Origin of the sequence: Xanthomonas sp. WHRI 1810A, assembly GCF_040202885.1 — a bacterium.
GTDB lineage: Bacteria > Pseudomonadota > Gammaproteobacteria > Pseudomonadales > Pseudomonadaceae > Aquipseudomonas.
The window spans coordinates 423,343-435,247 of the sequence record NZ_JBEGED010000001.1 but is presented as its reverse complement, the minus strand read 5'-3'; the positions used below and the strand labels follow the sequence as shown (position 1 = coordinate 435,247).

Genomic DNA, 11,905 nt, shown 5'->3' with positions numbered 1-11,905 from the left:
GCTTAGCGTTTCAGCGATGCCGGCACGTGCGGAGCGATGGACGTCAGTACCGCTTTAAAGCACTTGGTGTTGCCCGCAACGATGTGGCCCTTCTCAAGGAAATCATGCCCACCGTTGAAGTCGCTGACCAGGCCGCCCGCTTCCTGGATCAGCAATGCGCCGGCGGCCATGTCCCACTCGGACAGTCCCGACTCCCAGAATGCGTCGAAGCGGCCTGCGGCGACGTACGCCAGGTCCAGGCTGGCAGCGCCTGCACGACGGATGCCGGCGGTCTGGCCGACCAGGCTGCGGAACATGCCCAGGTAGCTTTCGAGATTATCCATCTGGTTTTCGCGGAACGGGAAGCCGGTGCCAAGGAGGGCGCCTTCCAGGCTCTTGCGATTGCTGACGCGCAAGCGGCGGCCGTTGAGTGCGGCGCCACGGCCACGGCTGGCGGTGAACTCTTCCTGGCGAACCGGATCGAGAACAACGGCGTGCTCGAGACGACCGCGGTATTTGCAGGCGATGCTGACGGCGAAATGGGGGACGCCACGTACGAAGTTGGTGGTCCCGTCCAGCGGGTCGATGACCCACAGGTAATCGGTGCCTTCGCCGCTGCCCTCATGCAGGCCGCTTTCTTCGCCGAGGATGCCGTGGGTAGGGTAGGCCTTGCGCAGGGCGGTGATGATGCTTTGCTCGGCGGCGCGATCAATCTCGGTTACGTAGTCTTTCGCGTCTTTTTCGTCGACCTTGATGGTATCCAGGCGCTCGATGGAGCGGAAAATCAATTCGCTGGCGCTGCGGGCGGCGCGCAGCGCGATATTCAGCATGGGCTGCATGGATGTATCACCTAGGTCGTTAAAGAGAGCCGAACATTCTATGGGTTATCCCTGCTGATTTCCAGCGCGAGTTCGTCCGCTGGGAGCGGGAAGAGCGCTCGCACTGAGATAAGGTGCATCTGGGCGACGCCCTCCTGGGGGGTAAATCACGCACAGATAAGTATGGCTTCGTGGCATATGCCGGCCTGCTTCTGTAATATTCCCCACCCCTTTCACCTGCCTGTGAGACCTCACCCTTGCTGCGAAATATTCGTGTTGTCCTGGTCGGTACCAGTCATCCAGGAAATATTGGTGGCGCTGCGCGTGCCATGAAGAACATGGGGCTTTCGCGTCTGGTGTTGGTCGATCCCGCGATTTTCCCCAATCACGAAGCCGATGCGCGCGCCTCGGGTGCCAGTGACATCCTCGAGAACGCCGTCGTGGTCGCTACCCTCGAAGACGCCTTGGTGGGCTGTAACCTTGTGCTCGGCACCAGTGCCCGGGATCGTCGTATTCCGTGGCCATTGCTGGACCCTCGCGAAGCCGGGATCAAGACCATCGAGCACGCAGCGCTAGGTGAAGAAATAGCCCTGGTGTTCGGGCGTGAATACGCAGGCCTGACCAACGAAGAGCTGCAGCGCTGCCATTACCACGTGCATATCCCGTCGGACCCTGAATTCAGCTCGTTGAATCTGGCCGCCGCCGTTCAGGTGCTGAGCTATGAAACACGCATGTCGTGGCTTGCCGCTGAGGGGCAGGCGAGCAAGGTCGAGAAGTTCGAAGTCAACTCCGTGCGCAGTACAGAGCTGGCGACAATGGATGAAATGGAAAAATTCTATGAGCATCTGGAGTCGACACTCGTCACCATCGGCTTCCTCGATCCGGACAAGCCGCGTCATCTGATGGCCAGACTGCGTCGGCTCTACGGGCGTTCGGCCGTCAATCGATCTGAAATGAGCATTTTGCGTGGCATCCTCACCGAAACCCAGAAGTCGGCCAACGGTGAGCCCCACAAACGTAAGGATCAGTGATGTTCGAGCGTCTGCGAGAAGATATCCAGAGCGTTTTTCACCGCGACCCGGCGGCACGCAATGCGTTTGAGGTGCTGACCTGCTATCCCGGCATGCACGCCATCTGGTTGCACCGATTGTCCCGTTTCCTGTGGATCAATGACCTGAAGTGGCCAGCCCGACTGGTCTCCAATTTCGCGCGATGGTTGACCGGGATTGAAATTCATCCTGGCGCCAAGGTGGGTCGGCGGTTTTTCATCGATCATGGCATGGGCATCGTCATCGGCGAGACCGCAGAAATTGGTGACGACGTGACGCTTTATCAGGGCGTAACGCTTGGCGGCACCAGTTGGAACAAAGGCAAGCGCCACCCGACGCTGGAGTCCGGTGTGGTGGTGGGCGCGGGCGCCAAGGTGTTGGGGCCGTTCACCGTCGGCGCGGGCGCGAAGGTGGGCTCCAATGCAGTCGTGACCAAGGCGGTGCCGGCCGGTGCGACGGTGGTCGGTATTCCTGGGCGCATCATCATCAAGACCGACGACGAGGCCGAGGCCAAGCGCAAGGTCATGGCCGAGAAGCTGGGCTTTGATGCCTACGGCGTCGGCGAAGACATGCCGGACCCGGTTGCCAAGGCCATCGGTCAATTGCTCGATCATCTGCAGGCGGTGGATGTGCGCCTGGAAGACATGGGTGATGCCCTGAAAAAAATGGGCTGTGAGTACCGCGAGAAGGAGCTGCCTGCCTTGCGCAAGGATGTCTTTGACTGCGTCAAGGATAACGACGAAACCAAGGCGGGATGAAACGCTGGCTCCGATAGTCATGCCAGGAGGCGGTGTGCCCGCCGGGCCGAGTATTTGCTAAGATACGCCCGCTGTTTTGCGGGTAATCCCGACTACTGCGCTAGGTCTTATAGTTGACTTAAATACTCGGGAATAGCATACTCGCCCTCATTCCGAACCCTCTGCGGTATATGCCATGCGACTGACTACAAAAGGCCGATACGCTGTAACTGCCATGCTTGACCTGGCGTTGCACGCGCAGCATGGGCCAGTATCCCTGGCCGATATCTCCGAGCGGCAAGGCATCTCCCTCTCCTACCTGGAGCAACTGTTCGCCAAGCTGCGTCGCAGCAATCTGGTGTCCAGCGTGCGCGGGCCGGGGGGTGGCTATCAGTTGTCCCGCACCATGCAGGGTATCCAAGTCGCCCAGGTGATCGATGCGGTCAACGAGTCAGTAGATGCCACGCGTTGCCAGGGGCTCGGTGATTGCCATGCTGGCGACACCTGTCTGACCCACCACTTGTGGTGCGACCTCAGTCAGCAGATTCACGAATTTCTAAGCGGCATCAGTCTGGCTGACCTTGTAACTCGCCGTGAGGTGCAAGAAGTCGCCCAGCGTCAGGATCAGCGTCGTTGCAACAGCAAAACGCAGCAGCTGGACAAGATTGAAACATCCGCCGTTGAGTGAACGTAGATGAACGCCCGGCGAGCCTGCCCGATAGGAGATATTCAATGAGATTGCCGATTTACCTCGATTACTCCGCGACGACCCCGGTCGATCCGCGTGTTGCGCAGAAAATGAGCGATTGCCTGCTGGTTGACGGAAACTTCGGCAACCCTGCATCGCGCTCCCACGTCTTTGGCTGGAAAGCCGAAGAGTCGGTCGAAAACGCGCGCCGTCAGGTGGCTGACCTGGTCAACGCCGATCCGCGTGAAATTGTCTGGACCTCCGGTGCTACCGAATCCGACAACCTGGCGATCAAGGGTGCTGCGCACTTTTATTCCACCAAAGGCAAACACCTGATCACATCCAAGATCGAGCACAAGGCTGTCCTTGACACCATGCGCCAGCTGGAACGTGAAGGTTTCGAGGTCACTTACCTCGATCCGCAGGAAGACGGTTTGATCACGCCTTCGATGATCGAAGCCGTGCTGCGCGATGACACCATTCTGGTGTCGATGATGCATGTGAACAACGAAATCGGCACCGTCAACGACATCGCGGCCATCGGCGAGCTGACCCGCTCGCGCGGCGTGTTGTTCCATGTTGACGCTGCCCAGTCGACCGGCAAGGTTGCTATCAATCTCGCCGCCCTGAAGGTCGACATGATGTCCTTCTCCGCTCACAAAACCTATGGCCCTAAAGGCATCGGCGCGCTGTACGTGAGCCGCAAGCCGCGTGTGCGCATTGAAGCGACCATGCACGGTGGCGGCCACGAGCGCGGCATGCGTTCCGGTACGCTGGCGACTCACCAGATCGTTGGCATGGGCGAAGCCTTCCGTGTGGCCAAGGAAGACATGGCCGCTGAAAATGTCCGTATCAAGGCGTTGAGCGACCGCTTCTACCGTCAGGTCGAGCATCTGGAAGAGCTCTACATCAACGGCAGCATGACCGCTCGCGTACCGCACAACCTGAATCTGAGCTTCAACTATGTCGAGGGCGAGTCCCTGATCATGGCGTTGAAGGATCTGGCGGTTTCGTCCGGTTCGGCGTGCACCTCCGCGTCGCTGGAGCCTTCGTACGTACTGCGTGCGCTGGGCCGCAACGACGAGTTGGCACACAGTTCGATTCGCTTCACCTTCGGCCGCTTTACCACCGAAGAAGAGATCGATTACGCAGCGCAGAAAGTCTGTGAATCCGTGACCAAGCTGCGCGCTCTGTCGCCGCTGTGGGACATGTACAAAGACGGCGTCGATATCTCGAAAATCGAGTGGGCGGCGCACTAATTTAAAGTCGCCTACCACGCGGGCCCTGCTTGACCAATGGTCAGCATGGCCCGAAGAGCGGCTCACCTGTTGAGAGGATAGATATCATGGCTTACAGCGAAAAGGTCATCGACCACTACGAGAACCCGCGCAACGTCGGCAAGATGAATGCGGAAGACCCTGACGTCGGCACCGGTATGGTCGGCGCGCCGGCGTGCGGCGACGTGATGCGTTTGCAGATCAAGGTAAACGAGCAGGGCATCATCGAAGATGCCAAGTTCAAGACCTACGGCTGCGGCTCCGCCATCGCTTCCAGCTCCCTGGCTACCGAGTGGATGAAGGGCAAGACTCTCGATGAAGCAGAGACCATCAAAAACACTCAGCTGGCCGAAGAACTGGCTTTGCCGCCGGTGAAGATTCACTGCTCCGTACTTGCGGAAGACGCCATCAAGGCCGCCGTTCGCGATTACAAGCTGAAGAAAGGCCTGCTCTAAGCAGTTCTTTGTACGAAGCTTGCGTTCAGTAACTGCTGTGAACTGACTGCTGTGAACCAACAGCAGTGAATTAAGGAGTCCCGATGGCTATTAGCATGACAGAAGCCGCCGCCAGGCACGTACAGCGCTCCCTTTCGGGTCGCGGTAAAGGCGACGGCGTTCGCCTGGGTGTTCGCACCACGGGCTGTTCCGGTCTTGCCTACGTGCTTGAGTTCGTTGACGAAGCGCAGAGTGAAGACACCGTCTTCGAATTGCATGGCGTCAAAGTGATTGTCGATCCCAAGAGTCTGCTTTACCTCGACGGCACCGAGCTTGATTTCGTCAAGGAAGGGTTGAACGAAGGCTTCAAGTTCAACAATCCCAATTCGCGCGGTGAATGTGGCTGCGGCGAAAGCTTCAACATCTGAGGCTTATTGTGGGTACTCCTTGTCACTTCGCTTTATTCGACCTGCAGCCTGGTTTTCTTGTCGACCTTGATGTGCTGGCCACGCGTTACCGTGAGCTGGCCCGTGGCGTGCATCCAGACCGCTTCGCTGACGCGCCCGAGCGTGAGCAGCGTATTGCGCTGGAGCGTTCGGCGAGCCTGAACGACGCCTATCAAACCCTCAAGAGCGCACCCAAGCGGGCGCGTTACTTGCTGGCGATGAATGGCGGCGAGGTGCCGCTGGAAGTCACGGTGCAGGATCCTGATTTCCTGATGCAGCAGATGCAGTGGCGCGAAGAGCTCGAGGACCTGCAGGACGAGGCAGATCTGGAAGGCGTCGCGGCATTCAAGCGTCGATTGAAGACCGCGCAGCAAGAACTGAACGAAAGCTTCGCAGCCTGTTGGTACGATGCTGCACAACGCGAGCAGGCTGAAAGGCTCATGCGGCGTATGCAGTTCCTCGACAAGCTCTCCTACGAAGTGCGCCAGCTAGAAGAGCGCCTCGACGATTAATCCCGCGCTGCTCCTGGCCGCGCGCCTGTGAAATCAGAAAAGCAATGGCTCTACTGCAGATCGCCGAACCCGGCCAAAGTCCAAAACCTCACCAGCGCCGTTTGGCCGTCGGGATTGACCTCGGCACCACCAACTCGCTGGTTGCTGCATTGCGCAGCGGTGTCTCTGAACCCTTGGCTGACGCTGACGGTGAAGTCATCCTGCCGTCTGCTGTTCGCTACCATGCAGATCGCGTGGAAGTAGGGCAGTCGGCCAAGATTGCCGCCGCTACCGATCCTTTCAATACCGTCATTTCCGTCAAGCGCCTGATGGGCCGAGGCGTTGCCGACGTGAAGCATCTGGGTGAGCAACTGCCTTACCGCTTCATCGGTGGCGAATCTCACATGCCTTTCATCGACACGGTCCAGGGCCCAAAAAGCCCGGTAGAAGTGTCTGCCGATATCCTGAAAGTGTTGCGTCAGCGCGCTGAAGCCACATTGGGCGGCGAGCTGGTGGGTGCGGTGATTACCGTCCCGGCTTACTTCGATGATGCCCAGCGCCAGGCGACCAAGGATGCGGCCAAGCTGGCCGGTCTCAACGTCTTGCGCCTGCTCAATGAGCCGACCGCTGCAGCCGTAGCCTATGGCCTGGACCAGAATGCCGAGGGCGTCGTCGCCATCTACGATCTGGGCGGCGGCACCTTCGATATTTCGATTCTGCGTCTGACCGGCGGTGTGTTCGAAGTCATGGCCACTGGCGGCGACAGTGCGCTGGGCGGCGACGATTTCGACCACGCAATCGCCAGCTGGATCATTGCCGAAGCCGGTCTGTCCGGCGACCTCGATCCTTCGGCCCAGCGGAGTCTGCTGCAAGCGGCTTGTGCGGCCAAAGAAGCCCTGACCGACAGCGATTCGGTGGAAGTGACGTACGGCTCGTGGCATTCGGCCCTGACGCGCGAAGCGTTCAACGCGCTGATCGAACCGATGGTTGCTCGCACGCTCAAGGCCTGCCGTCGCGCTGTTCGTGATTGCGGGATCGAGCTGGAAGAGATCGAAGCCGTCGTGATGGTGGGCGGCTCAACCCGCGTGCCGCGCGTACGTGAGGCAGTCGCCGAGATGTTTGGTCGCCCGCCGCTGACCGAAATCGACCCCGATCAGGTGGTTGCCATTGGTGCGGCCATCCAGGCCGATACCCTTGCGGGTAACAAGCGTGATGGCGGTGAGTTGCTGTTGCTGGACGTGATCCCGCTGTCCCTGGGCCTGGAAACCATGGGCGGCTTGATGGAGAAAGTCATTCCGCGCAACACCACCATCCCGGTGGCTCGCGCTCAAGACTTCACCACGTATAAAGACGGCCAGTCGGCCATGAAGATTCACGTCTTGCAGGGCGAGCGTGAGCTCATCAGCGACTGCCGTTCACTGGCGCGGTTTGACCTGCGCGGCATCCCGTCGATGGTCGCGGGCGCTGCGAAGATTCGGGTCACGTTCCAGGTGGATGCCGATGGCCTGCTCAGCGTCGCTGCACGCGAACTGGCGTCGGGCGTTGAGTCGAGCATTCAGGTCAAGCCGTCTTACGGGCTGACCGATGGCGAGATCGCCCGCATGCTCAAGGATTCTTTCCAGTACGCCGGTGATGACAAGGTCGCCCGCGTATTGCGTGAGCAGCAGGTCGACGCCGAGCGCCTGCTCGAAGCCGTGCAGGGCGCGCTGGATGCCGATGGCGACCGCCTGCTGGACGCCGAGGAGCGCATGGTCATCGACCTGCAGATGGAAGAACTGAGTGAATTGATGAAGGGCACCGACGGCGCGGCCATCGAGCAGCAGACCAAGCGTCTGTCGCAAGTGACCGATGCGTTCGCTGCTCGCCGCCTGGACTCGACGGTGAAAGCCGCCTTGTCAGGACGCAACCTGAATGAGATTGAGGAATAACTGATGCCGCAGGTCATATTTCTGCCACACGCCGAGCATTGCCCGGATGGCATGGTTGTAGAAGCTGAGGTCGGTCAGTCGATTCTGGAACTTGCACACGACCACCACATCGAAATCGAAAGCGCTTGTGGTGGAGTGTGCGCGTGCACCACGTGTCACTGCATCATTCGCGAGGGCTTCAACACCCTTGAAGAAGCTGACGAACTGGAAGAGGATTTTCTGGACCGTGCATGGGGTCTGGAGGCGCACTCACGGCTCTCGTGTCAGGCCAAAGTCGGAACCGAAGACCTGACGGTCGAAATTCCGAAGTACTCCCTCAACCATGCCGCCGAAGCGCCGCACTGATTAAGGAAGGCTGTCATGAGCTACGGTTGGAACGATGTACAACGCATTGCGGAGGAGCTGGCCGAGGCCCACCCAGAGGTCGACCCTTACTCGGTGGGTTTCACCAGGCTGCAGCTTATGATCCAGCAGCTGCCGGAGTTTGACGCGACCTCCGGGCGGGTAGGCGAGAAGGTGCTGGAGGCGGTTCAGACGCTCTGGGCCGATGAAATAGACTGATCATCTTCGTGCGTTAGGCAATACACCAGAACCCGCGTATAATTCGCGGGTTTAATTTTTCGCTTTAATCACTGTTTGTGGAGTTACACCATGGCTGTTCAACGTACTTTCTCGATCATCAAGCCTGATGCCGTTGCTAAAAACGTAATTGGCGAGATCACCACCCGTTTTGAAAAAGCCGGTCTGCGCGTTGTCGCTTCCAAGCTCAAGCAGCTGTCAAAGGCTGAAGCCGAAGGTTTCTACGCTGAGCACAGCGCTCGTGGCTTCTTCGGCGACCTGGTTGCCTTCATGATTTCCGGCCCGGTTGTCGTTCAGGTTCTGGAAGGCGAAAACGCCATCGCTCTGAACCGCGAACTGATGGGCGCCACCAACCCTAAAGAAGCAGCAGCCGGCACCATCCGTGCTGACTTCGCTGATTCCATCGACGCCAACGCTGTTCACGGTTCCGATTCCGAAGCAGCCGCTGCTCGTGAAATCTCGTACTTCTTCGCAGCTACTGAAGTAACCGCTCGATAAGCCTTTTGGCCCATGAGCGAGGGTGAATTCATGACAGCATTGACTGGCAAAACAAACCTGTTGGGTCTGACCCAGCCGGAAATGGAAAAATTCTTCGAGTCAATCGGGGAAAAACGCTTCCGCGCCGGTCAGGTAATGAAGTGGATTCACCATTTTGGCGTCGATGATTTCGACGCCATGACCAACGTCAGCAAGGTGCTGCGCGACAAGCTCAAGACCCAGGCTGAAATTCGCGGCCCTGAAGTCGTCAGCGAGGACATCTCCACCGATGGCACCCGAAAGTGGGTGGTTCGTGTCGAGTCCGGCAGCTGCGTAGAGACCGTTTATATCCCCCAGGGCAAGCGCGGCACACTGTGCGTTTCCTCCCAGGCGGGTTGCGCGCTGGATTGCAGTTTCTGCTCTACCGGCAAGCAAGGCTTCAACAGCAACCTCACAGCGGCCGAAGTCATCGGTCAGGTGTGGATTGCCAACAAATCCTTTGGCAGTGTCCCGGCAACCGCCGACCGTGCCATCACCAACGTGGTGATGATGGGTATGGGTGAGCCACTGCTCAACTTCGACAATGTCGTGGCTGCCATGCATCTGATGATGGATGACTTGGGCTATGGCATTTCAAAACGTCGGGTGACGCTGTCCACCTCCGGCGTGGTTCCCATGATCGATGAGCTGTCCAAGCACATCGATGTCTCCCTGGCGCTCTCGCTGCACGCACCCAACGATGCGCTGCGCAATCAGTTGGTGCCGATCAACAAGAAATACCCGTTGAAGATGCTGCTCGAATCCTGCCAGCGCTATATGTCGTCGCTGGGCGAGAAACGGGTGCTCACCATTGAGTACACCATGCTCAAGGACATCAACGACAAGGTCGAGCACGCCATCGAGATGATCGAGCTGCTCAAGGACACGCCTTGCAAGATCAACCTGATTCCGTTCAACCCGTTTCCCCATTCGGGTTACGAGCGTCCGAGCAATAACGCGATCCGTCGTTTTCAGGATCAGTTGCATCAGGCCGGCTATAACGTCACCGTGCGCACCACGCGTGGCGAAGACATTGATGCCGCCTGTGGCCAGTTGGTCGGGCAGGTAATGGATCGCACGCGTCGCAGTGAGCGTTATATCGCCGTGCGCGAACTCAGTGCCGAGGCCGAAGTGACTCAGGTCGCCGCGTCCCGTAGCTGATTGCGACAATTGACTGAAAGGATCTCTATGTCTGTGCGCGCTGCGCTATTGCTGTGTCTTGCCACGTCGCTGGCAGGCTGTGTTTCGTCTGGCAACGTCAATCCGCTGACCACCAGCAAAGGGCGGGACGAGGCGCGTCAGGCTTACGTGCAATTGGGACTGGGTTATCTGCAGCAAGGGCAGGTCGAGCGCGCCAAGGCACCGCTCAAAAGTGCACTGGACCTGGACAGTTCCGACGCTGATGCCAACGCGGCATTGGCCCTGGTGTTTCAGGCCGAGCAGGAACCGGAACTGACCGACAAGTATTACGCCAAGGCATTGTCGGCTCGTTCAAAAGACGCCCGTATTCTCAACAATTACGGCAGTTTTCTTTACGAGCAAAAGCGGTACAAGGAAGCGTACGAGCGTTTTCAGCAAGCCGCACAGGACACCCTCTATGCCGAGCGGGCTCGCGTTTTCGAGAACCTCGGTATGACTGCGTTGATGCTGGGTGATCGCGAAGGCGCACGGGAGCATTTCGCCAAAGCACTGCGACTGGATCAGCAGCAACCGCGTTCGCTGCTGGAAATGGCTGAGTTGTCTTACGAAGACAGGCATTATGTGCCGGCACGTGATTTTTACGATCGGTTTAGCCAACTCAGCGAGCAGAATGCACGTAGTCTCTTGTTGGGTACCCGGTTAGCGAAAATATACGATGACCGCAACAAGGCGGCCAGTTATGGGCTGCAATTAAAAAGACTCTATCCCGGTACGCCGGAATATCAGCAATACCTGTCGGAGCAATGATGAAAGCGGCGCATCCCGAAGTTGTAGCAGCCACTCGCACCAATCCTGGAGAGACCTTACGTCAGGCGCGCGAGAACAAGAACTGGTCGCTGCCAGATGTGGCTCTCAGGTTGAACCTTACCGTGACTTCCCTGAGCAATCTGGAAACCGGCAATTTCGACAAGCTGCCCGGGCACACATTCGCCCGAGGTTATATCCGCGCCTACGCCAAATTGATGGATCTGGATCAGGCGTCACTGGTCAATCAATTCGATCAGTACACCGGCACCGACGGCAAAGGCAGCAACGTTCACGCCCTTGGCCGCATCGAGGAGCCAGTGCGCCTTTCCCACAACATCCTGCGTATCGTCAGCCTGCTGCTGCTGATTGCCTTGGTGGGCGGCGGTTTTGTGTGGTGGCAGGATCAGGCGGCGATGCGCGGCAAAGAGCCTGCGAGCATCGGCATGGAACACGTCGAAGTCGAAAGCGCCGACGGGACGACTCAGATTCATCCGCTTGATGAGCCGGAAGACCAGGCGGTCGCGGACGCGCAGAACGGTAATTCAGCGCCATTACCCCTGAACAACAGCGAGCCCGTTGCGCCATCGGTGCCGGTCAACCCGTCGGCCTCGACGACCACAGCCACGGCACCTGCGACCACGGCGACTGCGCCCGTCCACACAGCAACGACGCCAGCCACCCCCGCTGCGCCAACACGTACTCCGTCAACTCCGACCGCCACAGCGCCGGCCGCGGCCCCGACTGCAACCGCCGAAGCAGCGCCGGTCCCTGCCGGTTCAGGTCAGGTCCAGGTTCAGTTCACTGCCGATTGCTGGACCCAGGTCACCGACGGCAATGGCAAGGTCCTGACCAGTGGCCTGAAGCGCAAGGGCGACAGCATCGACGTCAACGGCAAGCCGCCCCTGACCCTGCGCCTGGGCTATGCCCGCGCAGCTCAGGTGAGTTACAACGGCCAGCCGGTTGATGTCGCACCTTTCACCAGCGGCGAAACTGCTCGCCTGAAGCTAGGGCAATAA

Annotated in this window: 15 protein-coding genes; 14 read left to right on the top strand and 1 reads right to left on the bottom strand. The window is 59.0% G+C overall.

The features are described from left to right. Positions 1–2 precede the first annotated feature (2 nt). Entirely contained in the window at positions 3–818 is an 816-nt protein-coding gene (gene suhB / locus ABQX22_RS01955; RefSeq protein WP_349795946.1) for a type III secretion system regulator SuhB, read from the bottom strand. A 236-nt stretch (positions 819–1,054) separates the two neighbouring features. Between suhB and trmJ the strand changes: the two genes are divergently transcribed. The 14 genes from trmJ to ABQX22_RS01885 all read left to right on the top strand — a co-directional run bounded on the left by trmJ (position 1,055) and on the right by ABQX22_RS01885 (position 11,905). Further along, complete coding sequence (gene trmJ / locus ABQX22_RS01950; protein WP_349795944.1) at positions 1,055–1,828, top strand: tRNA (cytosine(32)/uridine(32)-2'-O)-methyltransferase TrmJ; 774 nt, start codon at positions 1,055–1,057, stop codon at positions 1,826–1,828. Next, positions 1,828–2,604 carry a serine O-acetyltransferase gene (cysE, locus tag ABQX22_RS01945; protein ID WP_349795942.1) on the top strand — a complete coding sequence of 259 codons (777 nt, stop codon included), beginning with the start codon at positions 1,828–1,830 and terminating at the stop codon, positions 2,602–2,604. Before trmJ ends, cysE begins: the two co-directional genes overlap by 1 nt. Positions 2,605–2,779: 175 nt before the next feature. Then, entirely contained in the window at positions 2,780–3,271 is a 492-nt protein-coding gene (iscR, locus tag ABQX22_RS01940) for a Fe-S cluster assembly transcriptional regulator IscR (protein ID WP_349795940.1), read from the top strand. A gap of 44 nt (positions 3,272–3,315) precedes the next feature. After that, positions 3,316–4,530, top strand: coding sequence for an IscS subfamily cysteine desulfurase (locus ABQX22_RS01935; protein WP_349795938.1), 1,215 nt, complete (start codon positions 3,316–3,318; stop codon positions 4,528–4,530). An 86-nt stretch (positions 4,531–4,616) separates the two neighbouring features. Next, a complete protein-coding gene (iscU, locus tag ABQX22_RS01930; protein WP_037012495.1) occupies positions 4,617–5,003 on the top strand; it encodes a Fe-S cluster assembly scaffold IscU in 387 nt (128 codons plus the stop codon). An 83-nt stretch (positions 5,004–5,086) separates the two neighbouring features. Next, positions 5,087–5,410, top strand: a complete 324-nt coding sequence (gene iscA, locus ABQX22_RS01925) for an iron-sulfur cluster assembly protein IscA (protein WP_349795936.1) — start codon at positions 5,087–5,089, stop codon at positions 5,408–5,410. Beyond that, positions 5,380–5,940 carry a co-chaperone HscB gene (gene hscB / locus ABQX22_RS01920; RefSeq protein WP_349795935.1) on the top strand — a complete coding sequence of 187 codons (561 nt, stop codon included), beginning with the start codon at positions 5,380–5,382 and terminating at the stop codon, positions 5,938–5,940. Before iscA ends, hscB begins: the two co-directional genes overlap by 31 nt. A 44-nt stretch (positions 5,941–5,984) precedes the next feature. Beyond that, positions 5,985–7,847: a Fe-S protein assembly chaperone HscA gene (gene hscA / locus ABQX22_RS01915; protein WP_349795933.1), complete on the top strand. Its 1,863-nt coding sequence runs from the start codon at positions 5,985–5,987 to the stop codon at positions 7,845–7,847. A gap of 3 nt (positions 7,848–7,850) precedes the next feature. Next, positions 7,851–8,192: an ISC system 2Fe-2S type ferredoxin gene (gene fdx, locus ABQX22_RS01910; protein ID WP_349795931.1), complete on the top strand. Its 342-nt coding sequence runs from the start codon at positions 7,851–7,853 to the stop codon at positions 8,190–8,192. A 15-nt stretch (positions 8,193–8,207) separates the two neighbouring features. Beyond that, a complete protein-coding gene (gene iscX, locus ABQX22_RS01905; protein WP_349795930.1) occupies positions 8,208–8,408 on the top strand; it encodes a Fe-S cluster assembly protein IscX in 201 nt (66 codons plus the stop codon). A gap of 90 nt (positions 8,409–8,498) precedes the next feature. Then, entirely contained in the window at positions 8,499–8,924 is a 426-nt protein-coding gene (ndk, locus tag ABQX22_RS01900) for a nucleoside-diphosphate kinase (RefSeq protein ID WP_002552482.1), read from the top strand. A 12-nt stretch (positions 8,925–8,936) separates the two neighbouring features. Next, entirely contained in the window at positions 8,937–10,103 is a 1,167-nt protein-coding gene (gene rlmN / locus ABQX22_RS01895; protein WP_441005228.1) for a 23S rRNA (adenine(2503)-C(2))-methyltransferase RlmN, read from the top strand. Between the two features lie 27 nt (positions 10,104–10,130). Next, positions 10,131–10,889, top strand: a complete 759-nt coding sequence (gene pilW, locus ABQX22_RS01890) for a type IV pilus biogenesis/stability protein PilW (RefSeq protein WP_349795921.1) — start codon at positions 10,131–10,133, stop codon at positions 10,887–10,889. Then, positions 10,886–11,905 (top strand): RodZ family helix-turn-helix domain-containing protein, encoded by a 1,020-nt coding sequence (locus ABQX22_RS01885; RefSeq protein WP_349795919.1) that lies wholly within the window; start codon positions 10,886–10,888, stop codon positions 11,903–11,905. Before pilW ends, ABQX22_RS01885 begins: the two co-directional genes overlap by 4 nt.

Coding starts and splice junctions, on each gene's coding strand:
- suhB (WP_349795946.1), bottom strand. CDS start 818: ATGCAGCCCATGCTGAATATCGCGCTGCGCGCCGCCCGCAGCGCCAGC.
- cysE (WP_349795942.1), top strand. CDS start 1,828: ATGTTCGAGCGTCTGCGAGAAGATATCCAGAGCGTTTTTCACCGCGAC.
- iscR (WP_349795940.1), top strand. CDS start 2,780: ATGCGACTGACTACAAAAGGCCGATACGCTGTAACTGCCATGCTTGAC.
- ABQX22_RS01935 (WP_349795938.1), top strand. CDS start 3,316: ATGAGATTGCCGATTTACCTCGATTACTCCGCGACGACCCCGGTCGAT.
- iscU (WP_037012495.1), top strand. CDS start 4,617: ATGGCTTACAGCGAAAAGGTCATCGACCACTACGAGAACCCGCGCAAC.
- iscA (WP_349795936.1), top strand. CDS start 5,087: ATGGCTATTAGCATGACAGAAGCCGCCGCCAGGCACGTACAGCGCTCC.
- hscB (WP_349795935.1), top strand. CDS start 5,380: ATGTGGCTGCGGCGAAAGCTTCAACATCTGAGGCTTATTGTGGGTACT.
- hscA (WP_349795933.1), top strand. CDS start 5,985: ATGGCTCTACTGCAGATCGCCGAACCCGGCCAAAGTCCAAAACCTCAC.
- fdx (WP_349795931.1), top strand. CDS start 7,851: ATGCCGCAGGTCATATTTCTGCCACACGCCGAGCATTGCCCGGATGGC.
- iscX (WP_349795930.1), top strand. CDS start 8,208: ATGAGCTACGGTTGGAACGATGTACAACGCATTGCGGAGGAGCTGGCC.
- ndk (WP_002552482.1), top strand. CDS start 8,499: ATGGCTGTTCAACGTACTTTCTCGATCATCAAGCCTGATGCCGTTGCT.
- rlmN (WP_441005228.1), top strand. CDS start 8,937: ATGAGCGAGGGTGAATTCATGACAGCATTGACTGGCAAAACAAACCTG.
- pilW (WP_349795921.1), top strand. CDS start 10,131: ATGTCTGTGCGCGCTGCGCTATTGCTGTGTCTTGCCACGTCGCTGGCA.
- ABQX22_RS01885 (WP_349795919.1), top strand. CDS start 10,886: ATGATGAAAGCGGCGCATCCCGAAGTTGTAGCAGCCACTCGCACCAAT.